The following is an 18845-nucleotide window of genomic DNA, read 5'->3' on the forward strand; positions in this document are numbered from 1 at the left end:
GCTTCTCAACTCCGTCACGCCCACTGCTCCCTCCCTGGAGAAAGGCTCTCCACGAGAGGATACGAGAGGATCGCGGGCCGATCGCGGCCCGGCGGTCCGGCGCCTTGTCAGCACCTCTCCGTCCGCACCTCTTCGGCGCGGAGGCGGGTCACCGTACGGCTCCCGCCTGGAAGCCCGGTGCCGCCGTACGGTTCCCGCGCGGAGGGCGGGTCACCGTACGGAGGCGGTAGGCCGTGTGGAGGCCGGCGGGACGGTCAGTTGCCGCGCTTGGCGCGGGCGGCGGAGCGGCCGCGGGTCGCGGCGTCCAGGACGACCTTGCGGATGCGCACGGTCTCCGGGGTGATCTCCACGCACTCGTCCTCGCGGATGAACTCCAGCGCCTGCTCCAGCGAGAGCTGGCGCGGCGGGATCAGGGTCTCCGTCACGTCAGCCGTGGAGGAGCGCATGTTGGTGAGCTTCTTCTCCTTGGTGATGTTGACGTCCATGTCGTCGGAGCGCGAGTTCTCACCGATGATCATGCCCTCGTAGACCTCGGTGGTCGGCGTGACGAACAGGATGCCGCGCTCCTGCAGGTTCGTCATCGCGAAGGCGGTGACCGGACCGGGGCGGTCGGCCACCAGCGAGCCGTTGTTACGGGTGCGCAGCTCGCCGAACCACGGCTCGTAGGCCTCGAAGACGTGGTGCACCAGGCCGGTGCCGCGGGTCTCGGTCAGGAACTCGGTCCGGAAGCCGATCAGGCCGCGGGCCGGGACCACGAACTCCATCCGGATCCAGCCGGTGCCGTGGTTGGTCATGTGCTCCATGCGGCCCTTGCGGACGGCCAGCAGCTGGGTGACGGCCCCGAGGTATTCCTCCGGGCAGTCGACGGTCAGCCGTTCGACCGGCTCGTGCACCTTGCCGTCGACGACCTTGGTGACCACCTGCGGCTTGCCGACGGTCAGCTCGTAGCCCTCACGGCGCATCTGCTCGACCAGGATGGCCAGCGCCAGCTCGCCACGGCCCTGGACCTCCCAGGCGTCGGGACGGTCGGTCTGCAGGACGCGCAGCGACACGTTGCCGATGAGCTCCTTGTCGAGCCGGTCCTTGACCATGCGGGCGGTGACCTTGGAACCCTTGACCTTGCCGACCAGCGGCGAGGTGTTGGTGCCGATGGTCATCGAGATGGCGGGCTCGTCCACCGTGATCAGCGGCAGCGGGCGCGGGTCGTCGGGGTCGGCCAGGGTCTCGCCGATCATGATGTCCGGGATGCCGGCGATCGCGATGATGTCACCGGGGCCGGCCTGCTCGGCGGGCTTGCGCTCCAGCGCCTCGGTCATCAGCAGCTCGGTGATCTTCACCTTCTGGATGCTGCCGTCGGTGCGGCACCAGGCGACCTGCTGGCCCTTCTTGATGGTGCCCTGGTGGACGCGGCAGAGCGCGATCCGGCCCAGGTAGGAGGAGGCGTCCAGGTTGGTGACGTGCGCCTGCAGCGGGGCGGACGGGTCGTAGGTCGGCGCGGGGATCGTGTCCTTGATGACCTGGAACAGCGGCTCCAGGTCCTCGGAGTCGGGCATCCCGGCGTCTTCCGGACGGTTCAGCGAGGCGCGGCCGGCCTTGGCCGAGGCGTAGACGATCGGGAAGTCGATCTGCTCCTCGGTGGCGTCGAGGTCCATGAAGAGCTCGTAGACCTCGTCCACGACCTCCTTGATCCGGGCGTCGGGGCGGTCGACCTTGTTGATGCACAGGATGACCGGCATCTTGGCGGCGAACGCCTTGCGCAGCACGAACCGGGTCTGCGGCAGCGGGCCCTCGGAGGCGTCCACCAGCAGCACGACGCCGTCCACCATCGACAGCCCGCGCTCGACCTCGCCGCCGAAGTCGGCGTGGCCGGGGGTGTCGATGATGTTGAGGGTCATGTCGCCGTGCCTGACGGCGGTGTTCTTCGCGAGAATGGTGATGCCCTTCTCGCGCTCTAGGTCGTTGGAGTCCATGACACGGTCGTCCACGTCCTGGTTGGCCCGGAAGGCGCCGGACTGCCAGAGCATGGCATCCACGAGAGTGGTCTTGCCGTGGTCGACGTGCGCGATGATCGCGATGTTCCGCAGGTCGTCGCGGCTGTTCAAAGGCATGATGGGAGTCTCACTCTGTGATCGTGGAGGCTGGCCGCGGACGGTGCGGCCCTACCATTTTAATTGATCCGCACAATCACTCTCACGTCGTGGTCGGACGGAACATGTCAGTTCACCTCCCCGACACCTTTCAGCCGTGCGGTCCCCGGCCTCAGATCCAGGTCAAACCCGCTCTAAGCTCGGGGCATGCCTTTAGCGCCATCGTTCGCCGCGATGCTCATGACCGAGGACGGAGTCCGGATCGATGCCGCGCACACCCCGTCACGCGGGGCGGCCGAACTGGGGATCGTGCTGGCGCACGGGTTCACCGGATCGCTGCGGGAGCGCCCCACGCGGCGGATCGCCCATGTGCTGAGCGGATTCGGCGGGGTGGTCTCGTTCGACTTCCGGGGGCACGGCCGGTCGGGGGGCGAGTCGACCGTGGGGGACCTGGAGATCCTGGACCTGGACGCGGCCGTACGGCATGCCCGGATGATCGGCTACACCAGGGTCGCCGTCGTCGGGTTCTCCATGGGCGCGGCGGTGGCCGTACGGCACGCCGGGTGGCACGGGCAGGACGGGGCCTCGGGTGAGAGCGCTCCCCGGCCGGGCAGGCCGGACGCGGTGGTCGCGGTCAGCGCGCCTGCGCGGTGGTACTACCGGGGGACCCGGCCGATGCGCCAGGTGCACTGGGCGATCGAGCAGCCGCTGGGGCGGTGGGCCGCGCGGGTGGGCAAGCGGACGCGGATCAGGAAGGGTGTGTGGGACCCGGTGCCGTCGGCGCCCCACGAGGCGGCCGCCCACATCTCCCCGACGCCGCTGCTGGTCGTGCACGGCGACGCCGACGACTTCTTCCCCCTCGACCACGCGCACCAGATCTACGGGGCCGCCCGGGAGCCGAAGGAGCTGTGGATCGAGCCCGGATACGGTCACGCGGAGTCGGCGGCCACACCGGCGCTGATCCGCCGGATCGGGGAGTGGGTCGCCGCCGGTCCCTGAACCCCGGCAGGTGTTCGCCCCCGCGGGGGAGGCATGACAGAGGATGCGTCGAGACGAGGAGTAGTGCACATGCGGAGCATCTACGTGGCCGGTCTCGGCCGCGGCGATGGCAGGCAGATCGTCGAGCTGGGCCTGATGGAGCTGCTCACCCGCCACGTGGAGCGGGTCGGGGTGTTCCGGCCGATCACCGGGGCGGGCGACGACCGCACGCTCGAACTGCTGAACGCCCGCTACCGCCCGGCGGTCTCGGCGATCGGGGTCACGGCCGAGGACGCCGCGGAGATCTACGCGCACAAGGGCACCGAGGAGCTCGTCGCCCGGCTGGTGGCCCGCTTCCACGCGCTGGAGCGCGAGTGCGACGCGCTGCTGGTGCTGGGCAGCTCCTTCGACACCGACGACCTCCCGCGCGAGCTGGCCCTCAACGCCCGGCTCGCCGCCGAGTTCGGCGCCCCGGTGATCGTGGTGGTGGGCGCGCACGGCGAGCAGGCCGCCGAGATCGCGATGGAGATGCGCACCGGCTACCAGGTCTTCTCGGACCTGGGCAGCACGGTGCTGGCGGTGGTCGCCAACCGGGTGCCGCGGGGGATGACCGTGGCGCCGGAGCTGCCGGTGCCCTGCTACGTCATCCCCGAGCACCCCTCGCTGTCGGCGCCGACGGTCGGCCAGGTGCTGCAGGCGGTGTCGGCCAAGCAGATCCAGGGGGACGAGGACGGGCTGCGCCGGGACGTCCTCGGGTTCGTGTTCGGCGGGGCCACCCTCCCGCTGTTCCTGGAGTACCTGACCGACGGGGCCCTGGTGATCACGCCGGGCGACCGGGCGGACCTGCTGCTCGTCTCGGTGGCGGCCGACACGGCCGGTACGGCGAGGCCGTCCGGCGTGGTGCTGACGGTGGGGGAGGAGCCCACGGAGGCCGTCAAGGCCCTCACCGCCCGCCTGGCGCCCGGCATGCCGGTGCTGGCGGCCACCGCGGACAGCTTCACCGTGGCCACCACCCTGGGCGGCCTGGAGGGACGGCTGACCGCCGACAACCCCCGCAAGATCGAGACGGCTCTCGGCCACTTCGAGACCCACGTGGACACCGCTGACCTGGCCGACCGGATCGAGCTGGCCCGCTCCGACCGGGTCACCCCGATGATGTTCGAGCACACGCTGCTGGAGCGGGCGCGGGCCGACCGGCGGCACATCGTGCTGCCGGAGGGCGAGGAGGACCGGATCCTCCGGGCCGCCGACATCCTCCTGCGGCGCGGCATCGTCGACCTCACCCTGCTGGGCCGGGAGGAGGTGGTCCGGCGGCGGATCGGCGACCTCGGCCTCGACCTGTCAGGCGTGAGCGTCGTCGACCCGCTGACCTCCCCGCTGCGCGACTCCTTCGCCGCGGAGTACGCCGAGCTCCGGGCGCACAAGGGCATGACCCTGGAGCGGGCCATGGACGTGGTCACCGACGCCAACTTCTTCGGCACGATGATGCTGCGCCGGGGCGCCGTGGACGGCATGGTCTCCGGCGCCGCGCACACCACCGCCGCCACGATCCTGCCGGCGTTCCAGATCATCAAGACGGTCCCCGGCACCTCGATCGTCTCCTCGGTGTTCTTCATGTGCCTGGCCGACCGGGTGCTCGTCTACGGCGACTGCGCGATCAACCCCGATCCCGACGCCGAGCAGCTCGCCGACATCGCCGTCTCCTCGGCCCGTACGGCGCAGCGCTTCGGCGTCGAGCCGCGGGTGGCGATGCTGTCGTACTCCACCGGCCACTCCGGCAGCGGCGCCGACGTGGACAAGGTCCGCCACGCCACCGCCCTGGTCATGGAGCGGGCGCCGGACCTGCTGGTCGAGGGGCCCATCCAGTACGACGCCGCGGTGGACGCCAGGGTCGCCGCCGCCAAGCTGCCCGGCTCCCAGGTCGCGGGCCGGGCGACCGTGCTGATCTTCCCGGACCTGAACACCGGCAACAACACCTACAAGGCCGTGCAGCGCTCGGCCGGGGCCGTCGCGGTCGGACCCGTCCTGCAGGGGCTCCGCAGGCCGGTCAACGACCTGTCGCGGGGCGCGCTGGTCACCGACATCGTGAGCACCGTGGCCATCACCGCCATCCAGGCACAGGAGGCGTCTTGAGCCGCGTACTGGTGCTCAACACCGGATCCTCCTCCGTGAAGTACCGGCTCCTGTCCGGTGACGAGCGGCTGGCCTCCGGGACGGTCGAGCGGATCGGCGAGGCCGGGTCCCCGGTGAGCGACCACGACGCGGCCCTGAAGGTCGTCGCGACCGAGCTGGCCGACAAGGGCCTCGGACTCGACTCCCCGGAGCTGACCGCGATCGGGCACCGGGTGGTGCACGGCGGCAGGACCTTCACCGAGCCCACCCTGATCACCGAGGAGGTGATCAGGAAGATCGAGGAGCTCGTCCCGCTCGCCCCGCTGCACAACCCGGCCAACCTGACGGGCATCGTGGTCGCCCGCAGGCTCCGTCCCGACCTGCCGCAGGTCGCGGTCTTCGACACCGCCTTCCACTCCACGATCTCCCCGGCCGCCGCGACCTACGCGATCGACCGCGAGGTGGCCGAGCGGCTGGGCATCCGCCGCTACGGCTTCCACGGCACCTCGCACGCCTACGTCTCCCGCGAGGCCGCCCGCGCCGTGGGCCGGCCGCTGGGCAACGTGATCGTGCTCCACCTGGGCAACGGCGCGAGCGCCTCGGCGGTGTCGGCCGGGCGGTGCGTGGACACCTCCATGGGCATGACCCCGCTCGAAGGGCTCGTCATGGGCACCCGCAGCGGCGACCTGGACCCGGCGGTGGTCCTCTATCTGGGCCGGACCGGGGGCATGTCCCTTGAGGAGATCGACACGCTGCTCAACCGGCGCGGCGGCATGCTCGGGCTCTGCGGCGACAACGACATGCGCGCGGTGCAGGAGCGGCTGGCCGCCGGTGACCCGGATGCCGAGCTCGCCTTCTCGGTCTACTGCCACCGGCTGCGCAAATACGTCGGCGCCTACTACGCCGTGCTCGGCACGGTGGACGTGATCGCGTTCACCGGGGGTGTGGGGGAGAACTCGCCGCTGGTCAGACAGACCGCGCTGGCCGGCCTGGAGGCGCTCGGCATCGCCGTGGACCCGGCGCGCAACCAGCGGGGAGAGCGGCTGATCTCGGCCGACGGCGCGGCCGTGAAGGTCGCGGTCATCCCGACGGACGAGGAGCTGGAGATCGCCCGCGAAACTCTTGAGGTTGTTTCGCGAACCAATCGCGGATAAATGACGTCTACCTACAGCGGACGGATGAAACCCGCCGGGAGAGGTCCACGGGACATCGGCCACCGCCCGACGGTGACCGATGGGACATACTTCCTGTAGTCAGGCGGTGGCCCAGCGTCGCGGGGGCGTGCTGGGCCGTCCGTCCGCCATCGCGTCCGCGACGTGCCCGTACGGCTCCGCGGAGCCGTACGGGCACGTCCTGGCGGAGATCTCAGCCCAGGCGGGCGATCGACTTGTACTCCAGGTAGGCGCTCAGCCCCTCGGGCCCGAGCTCGCGACCGAGGCCGCTGCTCTTGAAGCCGCCGAACGGGGAACTGGTCTCGATCATGTAGAGGTTGACGCCGTAGGTGCCGGCGCGCACCTGGCGGGCGATGTCCATGCCGTGCTCGGTGTCGGAGGTCCACACCGTCCCGGCGAGGCCGTAGTCGCTGTCGTTGGCGATCCGGACCGCGTCGGCCTCGTCCTCGTAGGGGATCACGGCCAGCACCGGGCCGAAGATCTCCTCGCGCGCGATGCGCATCTCGTTGGTGGCCCCGGCGAAGACGGTCGGGGCCACGTACCAGCCCCGGTCGTGGGGGCGCTCCAGGCCGCCGACGACCGGCTTGGCGCCCTCGTCGATGCCGATCCTGATGTAGTCCTGGACCCGCTCCTGCTGCCGCTTGGCGACCAGCGGGCCGATACCGGTCGCGGGGTCGGCGGGGTCGCCGACCGGCATGCCGCGGACCATCGCGGCGACCGCGTCCACGACCTCGTCGTAGCGGTTGCGCGAGGCCAGGATGCGGGTCTGGGCGATGCAGGCCTGGCCGTTGTTCATCAGCGAGGCGATCGACAGGAAGCCCATCGCCGAGGGCAGGTCGCAGTCGTCCAGGATGATCGCGGCCGACTTGCCGCCGAGCTCCAGGGTGCACCGCTTGAGCTGCTCGCCGCAGATCGCGGCGATCCGGCGGCCGGCCGCGGTGGAGCCGGTGAAGGCGACCTTGTCCACCCCGGGGTGGGAGACCAGGTGCTCGCCCGCCTCGCGCCCCGCGGCGACGATGTTGACGACGCCGTCGGGGACGCCCGCCTCCTTGACCATCTCGGCCAGCAGGTAGGCGTCCAGCGGGGTCTCGGGGGCGGGCTTGACCACGACCGTGCAGCCGGCGAGGAGGGCGGGGGCCAGCTTGATCATGATGACGAACTGGGGGACGTTCCACGGGACCACGGCGGCGACCACGCCGACCGGCTCGCGGCGGACGGTCACCGGGCCGAAGGTGCCCGGCCGTTCCTCCTCGACGGGGAAGGTCCTGCCGAGCGCGGCGTAGTACTGCAGCATGCCGAGCGGCTGCGGGGCCTGCGCCATCTGGGAGAAGGTGATGGGTGAGCCCATCTCCAGCGTGATGGTCTCGGCGATCTCGGCCTGGCGGGCCGCGTAGATCTCGGCGAGCCGGTCGAGGACGGCGGCGCGCTCGGGCATCGTCATCCGGGGCCAGGGGCCGTGGTCGAACGCCTGGCGGGCGGCGGCCACCGCCCGGTCCATGTCGGCGGGGGTCCCGTCGGGGACGCGGCCGACGACCTCCTCGGTGTGGGGCGAGACGACGTCGATGGTCCCGGTGCCCGCGGGGGCCACCCAGTCGCCCCCGATGAACAGCGTGTCGTGCTGACGCATGATCTGTTGCCTCCTGGTGGGCGGGCCGGAGTCGATATTTGAGCTAATGCTTGTTCGGACAGTGTCTTCCGCCGGGGAGGGCTCCACAAGGCCCTCCGCTGTGGAGACCGAATCATGTTCTGTCGACACTGGCAAGGGGGCGCCCCGGGTCCCGGATCCCGGGCCCCGCATCCCCGCGAGGTCGCCGCCACGGCATTTGTTTAAAGCACCGCAGACTGGTAGATAGTTCGTCAATGGTGCGCGGGTTCCGCCGTTCCGGTGGCGGGCCTCAAGATCGTCTTCTATAGTTTCGCTCCGTCCATGAGGGGGCTCTGGAGGTGAGCGAAGCGTGAGATCGACTCGCTCGGCCACGCTGGGCGTCGTGCTCGCCGCGCTGCTCCTGACCCCCGTCATGGCCGGTGCCGCCGCCCAGCGCGCGGCCAAGCCCGACCCCGAGGCCGAGCTCCGCCGGCTCACCCGCGAGGCGAGCCAGATCAACAAGGACTACCGCGGCCAGGTGCAGAGCCTGGAGGAGACCCGGGTCCAGGCCAGCAAGGCCGCCGCCAACGCCAAGAGCCTGAAGCGGGCACTGACCAACGCCAAGGCCGACATCGCCCGCATCGTCCAGACCACCTACATGGGCGGCGTGCTGGACGGCACCAACATGCTGAGCTTCGACGGCGACCCCTCCCTCGCCCTCAGTCAGGCCGCGACCATGTCCTACCTGGCCAGCCAGCGCGCCACCCAGCTCAACCGGATCCAGGAGCTGATCAAGAAGGCCAAGGACGCCGAGAAGGCCGCGGACGCGAAGATCGTCAGCCTCAAGAAGGACATCGCCGACCTGAAGAAGAACCGGGTCCGGATCGAGGGGCTCCTGGCCAAATACGGCTTCCAGACCCCCTCCGGCAGCGACGGCCTGACCGCCCGCACGGTCGCCATGCGCAACATGGTGCTGCAGTCCTTCCCGATGCCCTACGGCTACGGCTGCCTGCGCCCCGGTGACCCCGGCGACCACGGCAGCGGCCGGGCCTGCGACTTCATGATGAGCACCGGCGGCCGGATCCCGACCGCCGAGGCCAAGGAACGCGGCGACCGCCTCGCCCAGTGGGCCATTTCCAAGGGCCCCCAGATCGGGGTCATGTACATCATCTGGCAGCAGAAGTACTACGACGTCCGGACCGGCACCGGCTGGAAGCTGATGTCCGACCGCGGCGGCAACACCGCCAACCACCTGGACCACGTCCACATCTCGATGTTCTGACCCGTCAGGCTTCTGACCTGCGGTGATCGCGCCGTGGACGGCTCTCAGGGCACATCCGGGGCACTTCGCCCCGTCGCCCGTACGTCTTCGACGGCCTGCCGCATGCGCTTCTCACACGGGAGTTCGCCCGTGCGGAGGACGAGCGCCGCTGCGGTCAGGGCGAGCCAGGCTGCCGCTAACGCTGCCCGTTGACGATCTGCCGTGTCCAGCGCATGTACCAGTCCAGGAACGGCACCGGTTCGCTCCAGCCCCCATGCAGGCGGCCCGACGGCTCGACACCCCTCCAGGGAGCCGAAGGCCACCAGTCCATGTCCTTCACCCATCCCATCTCGGTGAACCAGACGGTGCCGGCGTACTCACCGTTCATGGCGAGCATGCTGATCCACGAGCACCCGTGGCTGCACAGGAACATGGTCCCGGGTGAGGGCTTGTCCATCCACAGAACGGGGTCTGCTCCGTCGGCGGCATGGCGCCGCAGTTGCCGCACATCATCCTGGGTCACCGGGAACGGCTCCCACGGGTAGGCGGCGACCTCGGGTTCCTCCTGGAAGCGCTCACGCTCCCATTGGGTCTCTTCCACGATCCAACGCAGGTCGAGCAAGCGGCCGGGAGAGACTCCCCGGCCGAATCGCAGCAGGAACGACCGGAACTCGTCAGGGAGCGGCGCGCCGATCACTCCCTCAAGGGCCGAAACCTCGGATTCCGGCATGGGAACAGCCGTTGCGAGATCGGCAAGCCGGGAGAGCTCAGTGGCCATCTCATCCAGGCTGATGTCTGATCGCATGGCTTCTCCCTGTCGAAGGCGTCAACGCACAGGCTAACGGCGAGGACAGGGCGCAACGGGTTGCGTCTGCGGAGGTGGTGTACGTGGCTCAGCGATCATGGCGGATGAGCAGAAGCAGCGTGTGTGAGAACGGCAATAGCCGTATTCGGCACCAGTCGTTGATCGTCACGTAGAGTGCGGCCGAAAGGAAGGGTGGCGAGAGTCTTCATCATTAATCGATCTTCGACACTCTTCGTCATCTCCACAGCTGAATGACTCAAGGTTCACTCACCCAGGGGGCGCAGGTGTTCCGGTGGATGACCAGGGCGGTCGTGTCCGTACCGCCGTCGCAGGACCATGATGCGCAGGCGCGTATCCATGGTGTCCAACTGCTCACCGAAGCCCGTGAGGAACTCAACCGGGCAGACATGAAGGCGCAGGTACTTCTCGGTGTCGCGGGGCTAGGCGTCGGCGCGGTTGCCGGTGGCCTGTTGGCGGGAAACTGGTCGCCATTGAAGCTGCACGCGGGTCTGCAATGGCTGTGGTGGGTGGGAGCGGTGTGCGCGCTCGCCTCTCTGGTCTGCATGGCGAGCGCCGTATACCCGCGCATCACAAAGCGGACGCTCGGTATCGCTTACTTCGGTGACATCGGGCGGTACGGCTCAGCGGTGGAAATCGCCAACGCCCTGCGCAACCACGATAATGATGATCTGACCGGCCTGGCCGAGCAGATCCGAGCGGTCAGTGTGATCGTGACCAGGAAGTATCTGCTCATCCAGTGGGGTTTCTGGCTGCTTCTGACCTCTATCGGGTCGACAGTCGGCTCAGCGGTGATTCAACTGGCCCTTTGACACGCTCGTGTGATTGCCAAAACGGCGTACCCGACGTACGCATGGGTCATGCGGCCCTTCTCCCAGCTCGTCTGGCACTCTCTGATCGAGAGTGGCACGCCGTGCCGGTACGAAGCCGGGGACGTGCTCCTACGGCAGGGCGCGCAGGGCAGCCACGTGCTGGTGCTGACCTTCGGTCAGGTCAAGGTGATCCGCCTGGAGCCGGACGGCAGTGAGCTCCTGCTGGCCGTACGAGGGGCGGATGACCTGCTGGGAGAGCTGGCCGTCTTGGACGGCGGAGAGCGGTCGGCGACTGTGTCCGCGCTGACCATGTGCCTGGCCTACGCGGTGCCGGCCGAGCGTTTCCACAGAATCGTCCGTCAGTTCGATCTGCACGGGATGCTGATCCGCCGCGCGATCCGCCGTCTGAGAGAAGGGGAGGACGTCCGGGCGGACCTGGCGGGGTTGCCCGCTGTCACGCTTGTAGCGCGGACTCTGCTGCGGCTGGCAACGGGACTGGAGGTACCGCTCTCCCAGAACGATCTGGCGGCAGCGACGGGGCTCTCAAGGTCGGCGGTAGCCGCCGAACTGGCTGCGTTACGGCGGGCGGAAATCGTCGCCACCGCGCGCCGGCGCATGGTCATCCAGGACTTGGCTGCGCTTCGAGCAACGGCCTGGGATGAACGTCCAATTCTGGACAGACGCTCGGAAAGTTGAATGCCATCGTGTAGCCAGTCATCAGGATCTGCCATGACAGGAGGCGCCATAGTGATCCCCGATGAGGAAAGTCATCCGCTGCCGCCCTACCGCGGACTGCTGGCGGTGGATGTCGTCAGGTTCACCGACAATCGGGATAGACACCTTCCTGAGCTGAGCGCGATGATCCCCGAGGTCCTGGAGCAGGCGTTCTCGCGGTGTGGCCAAGACCGCATCTGGCATGAGAAGCGCTTCCCCGAGTTGCCGGGCGACGGGTACGTCTTCGGCATCACACCGCAATACCTGCCGTTCCTGATCCATCCCTTCCTGGACAGTCTCCAGACCACGCTATGGGAGCTCTCACCCTCGCTTCGTGCCCGCGACAGAGCCCTGACCATGAGGCTGAGGGCTGGCATCCATGTGGGACCCGTCTATGACCAGGACGACCCGTTGCGTGACCGCAAGGGGAAGACCACCAACGACGCCTTCAGGCTGCTCAATTCCGACCAGCTGCGCGAGGTGATGGCCCACGCGGAGCCCGACGTCACCCTCGTCGGGGCGATCATCTCCGAGCGGGTCTTCCAGGATGTGGTCGAAGGTGGATATACCGCTGTTCACGCGAGTCAGTTCCGCCGCGTCGCCGCCGAGGTGCCGGAGAAGAACTTCAAACAGCACGCCTGGATCTACGTGCCCCGCCCGACCTTCCTCGAAGGTACGCCGGGAACGGACGACCGTACGACGGGCAAACGGGACGGTAGAACGGACGAGCAGGCTGTCACAGGCGCTTCGGCGGTCTTCCACGAGCAGGTCGGACAGGCGTTCACTGGCGGAACGTTCCACGGTGACTTCACCTTCGGAGAGACGTGAGCGTGCCTACAAGTGCGGAGTTCCATGACGAGGTGAAAACGGCTTTCATCGAAAGCGTTTTCCACGGCGACCTCACCTTCAACCTGGGCAAGCTGATTCCCTCACGACGGCTGGGTCCAGAAGAAATCAGCAGGATGCGGGCGGTTTACGTGCCGCGCGGCGACACTCTCTCGCGGGCCGTCGTGGCGGCTCGCGATACAGGAGCCGTCGTCTTGTGCGCCCACCCGGGGAACGGTCGGCGCATCACCGCGGTGAATGTGGCAGCCGGTCTCGAATTGTCCCCCGAGTGGCTGGTCATCGATGAGGACGACGTCCGTGCCTCGCTGCACTGCAAGAAGCGCAGAACCTACCTGCTGAATCTGCAGGAGAGCGCCCCGGAAGTGCTCCCCGCCCTGGGAAGAGAACTGGCGGGTTACATCATGCGCTTGCGTGAGGCCGGCTCCTGTCTGGTCGTGCTCGCCACGGAGCACGAGCTGGGGACGCTCGACCTCGCCGTCCAACCCGAGATCCTCAAGTTGAGGGCGAGCGATCCGCGTGAGGTGTTCCTGGCGCACCTGGCCCGGTGGCGTTCGCGAGAGGAGTGCCAGGCATGGGCGGCCGACGACCGGATCGGCGGCATCCTGTCCGGCGCCTCTTCGCAGGACGCAGTGAGGCTCACCGAACACGTGCACGAGTCAGGACATCGGACGCCGCAGGAAGGGATACAGGAGGTCCTCGCCGCCTACCACAACTGGGAGAAGGAACTCAGAAGCTGGTTCGAGACCACCCAAGCGCCGGAACAGGGATACCGGCGTGCCCTGCTGCTGTCGGTCGCCGCGATGGAGGGTTCGTCCGTGACGAAGGTCTTCGCCGCGGCCGACATGCTGTGTGCGGCCGTCGGCATCCCATACCCCCTCGGCCGAGGTCTGATCGGCCCGGGCGTCAACGCTCATCTGCAGGACGTCGACGCGAAGTACGTGAACGGGCAGGTGAAGTTCACCCGTCCTAGATACGGCGTGGCCGTACTGGATCACGTGTGGGAGGACCGCCCCTTCTTCAAGGATCATCTGACCGACTGGCTCAGGGAACTGCGTGACGATCAGCCCGCCGCCATCCTTCGGCGCCTGGCGATGCGGCACGGTCTGCCGGATCTGGTGTTGGAGACGGTCCAGAAGTGGTCCGGGCAGGATCCGGAGCGAGCGGTCAGGATGCTGACGGTCGCGGCGATGAGCGACGAGCTCGGCCGCGCGGTACGCAGCAGGATGTATGTGTGGGCGCGGAACGGGAACCAGGAGTCACTTCATCTAGTGGTGGCGGCGGTCTGCGGAGGTCCGCTGGCCGACGCGTTCGACCGGATCGCGTTCACCCGCCTGAAGCATCTGGCCGGCCGTGACTCCGAGCGGGTCGAAGTCTCGGTTCTCGACGCGCTGGCCCGGCTTGTCACCCGCCCGCGATTGCGTGTTCCAACGGTGATGGAGGTCGTGAAGTGGGTCGAGGCCGCAGGACGTGCCCGGCGCACCGGCCTGCGTGCCTTCGTAAAGCTGGCCGCCCTGCGCTCGCCCGAAGGTCGCCTGGTGCTGATGCCGCACTCGACACGAGAGGAGACGCTCATCGACACCCTCGCCGACGGATGGCGGGCGACCCTTCGTGACCCTGAGAGCGCCGATACGGCCAAGAAAGCGGCGGTCGTCTGGTTGGAAGAGGCCGTCCGAGGCGACGCCGATGGCGAGGTGATCTGCCAGGTCCTGGCCAAAACGTGTAGATCCAGCATGGACGTCGGTGTGCTCGCGCCCCTTATCTGGCACTGGGCACGCACAACCCCGGACGACGATGTCAACCGCGAAAGCCTCTGTATCGAGCTGATGCGACGGATCGGTGAAGCGGACAGTCTCACCTCCGGCATCTCGCTGCTGAGCACCTACGACGTCGAGGAGACGACCGAGTGGGATTCCTAGACTGGCTGGAAACGCTTCTGGCCCGCAGGCATCGGGGTGACTCCGTCCCGCACCATACAGAGCTCGCGCAGGTGCTACGCAGCGAGCGGGAGAACCGGGACTTCCGGGCGCGAATCACGCTCACATGGCTCCTGCCCTGGGGAACGGAACTGCCCGTCGACATCGAAACCTCGGTGTGTGACAGACTTATCGTGGCCGCCCGTCAGGCGGCCACTCCGTTCTCGGTGCTCCACCGGGAGGAGGCGGAGAGCGCGGTCAACCTGGCGCTGGGCCGTGTCGAGACTCATCCCTACTTCCGCCGAGCACGTGCGGTGCTCGGCGTCGAGGCCGAGGTGGTCGAGTTCGCCCGTGAGCAGATGGCGAGAGATCTGGAGACCGAACGGCATCGAATGGCGCAGCAGGCCGAGGTCACCCGGCTGACGGCCCTGCGGGACACGATGTTGCGGGATGGCTCCATCGCACGGCTGTGGTGGCTCCAATCGGATCCGAAAAAGCTGATGGAGCTGGTGAAACACGGGGACGAGTTCGAGAAGGCCATCAACCTGGTCTCCGACGGCCACGGCACGTGGCCGAGCATGCCGGGGGCGGGGAAGACGTCTGTGGCCGAGCTTGTCGAGCTTTTCCTGGCGGAGCTGGGACCGGAACACCGCCGACTCCTGATTCACCAGCTGGACAAGGTCTTCCGAGGCTACGAACGTCCAGAACTGGCGGATCGGTTAGTCGTGACGTCTGGTGACGGTGCTGCGGAGCCAACATCGGATAGTGATCAGGGAAACGGAAGGTATCTCGGAGGCGTTTCGTAGTCCCAGGCAGTGGGAGTTCCGCTGGCTAAGGCGGGTCAGTTGATGCGCTCGTCCAGGACCACCCGGATCTACGAGGGCAGGGCACACTCAAGGCACATGGGCACGAGAAGCACTACGAAACGATGAGAAGCAGTAAACGCCAAAGTCCAGCACAGAACGTCTTCTAAGAGATCACCGCCGGTCGGTCGCCATGGCGGATCAGATCTCGATGTCCTGACCCGCCAGGCTTCTGATAAGCGCCATCGGATCAACATGGTCGTGTCCGCCAGGCATTCGCCACCCACGACGGTAAGAGTCGCCATGAACCCTTCGAAGGTGGCGAGGATGAGGAGCGCGCCGGTCCCTGATGCGATACGGCGCCGCGCCCGGCCCGCCATGACACCGCCCGCCGCCGCAGCCAGAGCGATGAGCGATCAGCACGCCATTGAGGCTGGTGTTGGAGCGTAGATCCGAGCCGGGCGAGTCGTAGTAAATCTTCATGACCTGGATCGCGGGAATCGTGGCGGCCCGAGCGGTTAGGGCGGGGACGAGCATGGCGAAAGCCGGAGGGAGGCCAGGCGAGCGGGCCCCCGCATCACCGTGGTGTCATCGCTGGTCCGCGGGCAGAACTCCCTTGTGGCGCCACCGTGGTAACAGGGCGTTCGGCGGTGCCTGCTGCACGGCGAGCGTCCTGTCGGAAAACGGGGCTCTCACCTTCACCGTCGAGTGAGATCACTCCGGGACGTGGTCGGCCGTGCGGCTCTGCTGTGGCATGCATCAAGTCGCGGATACCGATAGGGCTTGGGCGGCATGGCATTTGTTGATCTAGAACGGCCGATTAGTTGGCCATGATCACCAATCTTAATGATCTATCTATCTTTAAGTAAATTTTACGAGTACGTTCCTGTATGTCGAAAACTTGTTCGAGTGGCCCGTGCCATCGCACGGGCCACTCGTATGTGTACAGGAGTGATACGTGCCATCAACCACAGGGGCAGGGAAAACTCCCCCTCCCTTATCTCGTCGCAGACGAGACAGGCGCCGGCTGGTGAACGCCGCAGCGGCGGGACTCACCGTGACGATGATCGTCAGTCTGGCGGCGGCGCCGTCATGGGCCCAGCAGGGACCGGCGCCGACCCCGGCACCGACACAGCCGACACAGCCGGCTCCCGCTCCTCAGGGCGGCACCCCGATCGTGGACCAGGTAGTGGAGGCCGCCAAAAAGAAGGCCCGCACGACCGGCAAACGCGTGGAGATCCCCTCCAAGCAGACCGAAAGCACGACGGTCTTCGCCAACCCCGACGGCAAGACCCTGCGGATGGAAATGCACGCCCAGCCCATCCGGGTCAAGAAGGCCAAGGGCGAAGGCTTCACCCCGATCGACACCACCCTCGTCGAGGCCGATGGCGTCATCAAGCCCAAGACCGTCAAGGGCGGCCTGACTCTGTCGGCGGGCCAAGACACCGTCCTGCTGAAGAGCACGACCAAGCGGGGCACCGCCGAGATCGCCGCTCCCGGCGATCTGCCCAAGCCCAAGCTGAAGGGGAGTACCGCCACCTACCGGTCGGCCTACGGCGAGGGCGTGGACCTGGTGGTCACCGCGACCGCGACCGGCTTCCGGCAGAAGATTGTCATCCGCGAGCGGCCGAGCGGCCCGGTGACCTTCCGCCTGCCGGTGGACCTGCCCAAGGGCATGTCCTACGGCACAGACGCCTCCGGGCAGCCGGCCCTGCTGGCCGAGGACGGCAAGAAGATCGCCGACCTCCCACGGCCGCTGGTGCTGGACGCCGTCGCGAACGACCCCAACGGGCCGATCGACGTCGGCAGGGTCGGCGCGGTGCCGGTCAGCATGGAGCCGGACGGCTCCGCCCTGCTGCTCGCCCCCGACGCGGCCTTCCTCGCCGACCCCGCGGTCGCCTACCCGGTGACCGTGATGGCCGCCGACTCCGACTGGTGGGAGCCCGAGCTGGGCAACGACACCTTCGTCAACAACGCCGACTACCCCGACGGCTACGCCAACAGCGGCCTGGACCGCATCCTGGCCGGCAAGTCCAACAGCGGCTCGGTGCGCTGGCGCAGCTACATCCGCTTCGACGAGATCCCGGCCGACTCCCCGCTGCGGGGCGGGACGGTCGACAACGCCGACCTGGTGTTGTGGAACTACCTGTCCAACGACTGCGGCCTGTACGTCGGCTCGGGCATCACCGCCCGCCGCGTCACCGAGCGGTGGGACGTCTCCACCCTGACCTGGAGCAACCAGCCGCTGGCCACCAGCGCGGGCGCCGACACCGAGTACGGCGCCTACAGCACCAACTGCTCGGGCTCCATGAACTACGCGGCCGACCTCATCCACTCCGTCGACGACATCGTCCAGGAGTGGGCCTACGGGGAGCCGAACTACGGCTTCCAACTCGCCGCCGGCAACGAGTCTGACCTGACGAACTGGCGCCGTTACCGCTCCAAGGAGCAGACCGACGGCTGGGGCGCGCACGGCCCACAGCTCACCGTCGACTTCACCCCCGCGCCGAAGATCTTGACCTATTTCTCGGAGTCGGGACCGCGCCGCACCTCACCACCGACGTTCGAAGAGGCGTCGGCGCTGCACCGTGAGCCCTATGAGGGCGTGCCTGACCGAGCCGGCGTTCCTGTGGAAGAGTTGGTGGCCTCGGAAGGCACCCGCACGGTCCCCTACGAGATCGGGCCCGACAAGCTGGGGCCGCTGCCGGGCGAAGACTGGTCGAACCCTCAGAACGAGGAGGTGGACGGCCCTGACATCGACGACAGGACTCCGCCGGCTCTGGTGGAGGTCAGCCCCACCCGTGGTGCCTCGGATGCGGAAACGACGGCTCAGGTCAGAGTCGTGTTCAGCGAGCCGGTCTGGGAAGAGCGGATCACGCTGAAGGATCGCACGGGCAACGTCGTGCCCGGCACGGCGAAGCTCGACGCCGAGCGCAAGGTGCTCATCTTCACCCCCGAGCAGCCCCTTCTACGTGGAACTCGCTACACAGTCGAGGTCTCCCTCGCCCACGACGCCGCCGGCAACAGAATGGCGGCGGATTCCTGGTCCTTCACCACTGTCCTGCAGGCGGCGGCACACTGGACCTTCGACGAAGGTTCGGGAGACGTCGCCGCCGACTCTTCCGGCAACGGGCACCAGGCCAAGGTGAACGAGACCACGACGTGGACCACCGGCAAGGTCGGCGGTGCGGTGACCAACGCACCCGCCGACGGGCTCGTGGGAGTGCTGCAGCAGCCTGGGACGCCAGAGCGGTCCGGACCGCTGTCCAGAGCCGCTGCGGCGGTGCCGACCGTGAGCGGATTCGCCGTCGAGCCGTCGCAGACGGTGTCCGGATCCATCGTGACGCCGTCGTTGACGCCGGCCTTGAAGGCCACCGTCACCGAGGCGGGCGGGGTCGCGTCCACGGTCGAGTTCCGGGTGATGAAGTACGTTGATGACAGCCTTGTATGGTCCGGGTCGGCAGCGAACGTCGCTTCCGGAGCCCAGGCGTCGGTGACCGTGCCGTCCGGCAAGCTGGTGGACGGCACCCGGTACGAATGGCAGGTACGGGCCACCAGTGGTGGTACCACTTCCGATTGGTCGTCGTATCAGTTCTTCACGGCGGACGTGCCTGAGGTGGTGGTGGACCAGTTCCAGGTCACTCCGTCGTCGGGGACGGGTTCTTCCGTCGTGAGCGCGTCGTTGACGCCGAAGCTGCAGGCGCGGGTCACCGACCCGCTGGGCGGTGTGTCCACGGTC

Annotated in this window: 13 protein-coding genes; 10 read left to right on the top strand and 3 right to left on the bottom strand. The window is 68.0% G+C overall.

Features of this window, described 5'->3' with window-relative positions; genetic code table 11:
* Positions 1-254: 254 nt before the first annotated feature.
* On the bottom strand, positions 255-2108 hold the full coding sequence (gene typA, locus ACWDS7_RS12060; protein WP_451929280.1) for a translational GTPase TypA: 1854 nt from the start codon (positions 2106-2108) through the stop codon (positions 255-257).
* Positions 2109-2294: 186 nt separating this feature from the next.
* Between typA and ACWDS7_RS12065 the strand changes: the two genes are divergently transcribed.
* The 3 genes from ACWDS7_RS12065 to ACWDS7_RS12075 all read left to right on the top strand — a co-directional run bounded on the left by ACWDS7_RS12065 (position 2295) and on the right by ACWDS7_RS12075 (position 6331).
* Complete coding sequence (locus tag ACWDS7_RS12065; protein ID WP_451929281.1) at positions 2295-3086, top strand: alpha/beta hydrolase; 792 nt, start codon at positions 2295-2297, stop codon at positions 3084-3086.
* Positions 3087-3155: 69 nt separating this feature from the next.
* The gene (gene pta / locus ACWDS7_RS12070; RefSeq protein WP_451929282.1) at positions 3156-5198 is read left to right on the top strand and encodes a phosphate acetyltransferase; all 2043 of its coding nucleotides are present in this window, start codon (positions 3156-3158) and stop codon (positions 5196-5198) included.
* On the top strand, positions 5195-6331 hold the full coding sequence (locus ACWDS7_RS12075) for an acetate/propionate family kinase (RefSeq protein WP_451929283.1): 1137 nt from the start codon (positions 5195-5197) through the stop codon (positions 6329-6331). Before pta ends, ACWDS7_RS12075 begins: the two co-directional genes overlap by 4 nt.
* A 211-nt stretch (positions 6332-6542) precedes the next feature.
* Here ACWDS7_RS12075 and ACWDS7_RS12080 read toward each other — a convergent pair whose 3' ends face one another.
* On the bottom strand, positions 6543-7976 hold the full coding sequence (locus tag ACWDS7_RS12080) for an aldehyde dehydrogenase (RefSeq protein ID WP_451929284.1): 1434 nt from the start codon (positions 7974-7976) through the stop codon (positions 6543-6545).
* Between the two features lie 328 nt (positions 7977-8304).
* On the opposite strand from ACWDS7_RS12080, the gene ACWDS7_RS12085 reads away from it, so the two are divergent.
* Positions 8305-9216 carry a hypothetical protein gene (locus ACWDS7_RS12085; RefSeq protein WP_306865145.1) on the top strand — a complete coding sequence of 304 codons (912 nt, stop codon included), beginning with the start codon at positions 8305-8307 and terminating at the stop codon, positions 9214-9216.
* 175 nt (positions 9217-9391) lie between these two features.
* Here the strand turns inward: ACWDS7_RS12085 and ACWDS7_RS12090 are convergent, their stop codons facing one another.
* Entirely contained in the window at positions 9392-10000 is a 609-nt protein-coding gene (locus ACWDS7_RS12090; RefSeq protein ID WP_451929285.1) for a hypothetical protein, read from the bottom strand.
* Between the two features lie 296 nt (positions 10001-10296).
* On the opposite strand from ACWDS7_RS12090, the gene ACWDS7_RS12095 reads away from it, so the two are divergent.
* From ACWDS7_RS12095 to ACWDS7_RS12120, 6 genes are all read left to right on the top strand, one after another.
* Positions 10297-10830, top strand: coding sequence for a Pycsar system effector family protein (locus tag ACWDS7_RS12095; RefSeq protein WP_451929286.1), 534 nt, complete (start codon positions 10297-10299; stop codon positions 10828-10830).
* Positions 10831-10878: 48 nt separating this feature from the next.
* A complete protein-coding gene (locus ACWDS7_RS12100) occupies positions 10879-11526 on the top strand; it encodes a Crp/Fnr family transcriptional regulator (protein WP_451929287.1) in 648 nt (215 codons plus the stop codon).
* 51 nt (positions 11527-11577) lie between these two features.
* On the top strand, positions 11578-12372 hold the full coding sequence (locus ACWDS7_RS12105; RefSeq protein ID WP_451929288.1) for a hypothetical protein: 795 nt from the start codon (positions 11578-11580) through the stop codon (positions 12370-12372).
* 32 nt (positions 12373-12404) lie between these two features.
* A complete protein-coding gene (locus tag ACWDS7_RS12110; protein WP_451929289.1) occupies positions 12405-14306 on the top strand; it encodes a hypothetical protein in 1902 nt (633 codons plus the stop codon).
* Positions 14294-15109, top strand: coding sequence for a hypothetical protein (locus ACWDS7_RS12115; protein ID WP_451929290.1), 816 nt, complete (start codon positions 14294-14296; stop codon positions 15107-15109). The genes ACWDS7_RS12110 and ACWDS7_RS12115 overlap by 13 nt, the downstream gene beginning before the upstream one ends.
* Before the next feature lie 1174 nt (positions 15110-16283).
* Positions 16284-18845, top strand: a 2562-nt coding sequence (locus ACWDS7_RS12120) for a DNRLRE domain-containing protein (RefSeq protein ID WP_451929291.1), incomplete at its 3' end; no start/stop codon positions are given.

The organism is Streptosporangium sp. NPDC003464 (assembly GCF_053588315.1).

Coding starts and splice junctions, on each gene's coding strand:
- typA (WP_451929280.1), bottom strand. CDS start 2,108: ATGCCTTTGAACAGCCGCGACGACCTGCGGAACATCGCGATCATCGCG.
- ACWDS7_RS12065 (WP_451929281.1), top strand. CDS start 2,295: ATGCCTTTAGCGCCATCGTTCGCCGCGATGCTCATGACCGAGGACGGA.
- pta (WP_451929282.1), top strand. CDS start 3,156: ATGCGGAGCATCTACGTGGCCGGTCTCGGCCGCGGCGATGGCAGGCAG.
- ACWDS7_RS12080 (WP_451929284.1), bottom strand. CDS start 7,976: ATGCGTCAGCACGACACGCTGTTCATCGGGGGCGACTGGGTGGCCCCC.
- ACWDS7_RS12090 (WP_451929285.1), bottom strand. CDS start 10,000: ATGCGATCAGACATCAGCCTGGATGAGATGGCCACTGAGCTCTCCCGG.
- ACWDS7_RS12095 (WP_451929286.1), top strand. CDS start 10,297: ATGACCAGGGCGGTCGTGTCCGTACCGCCGTCGCAGGACCATGATGCG.
- ACWDS7_RS12100 (WP_451929287.1), top strand. CDS start 10,879: ATGCGGCCCTTCTCCCAGCTCGTCTGGCACTCTCTGATCGAGAGTGGC.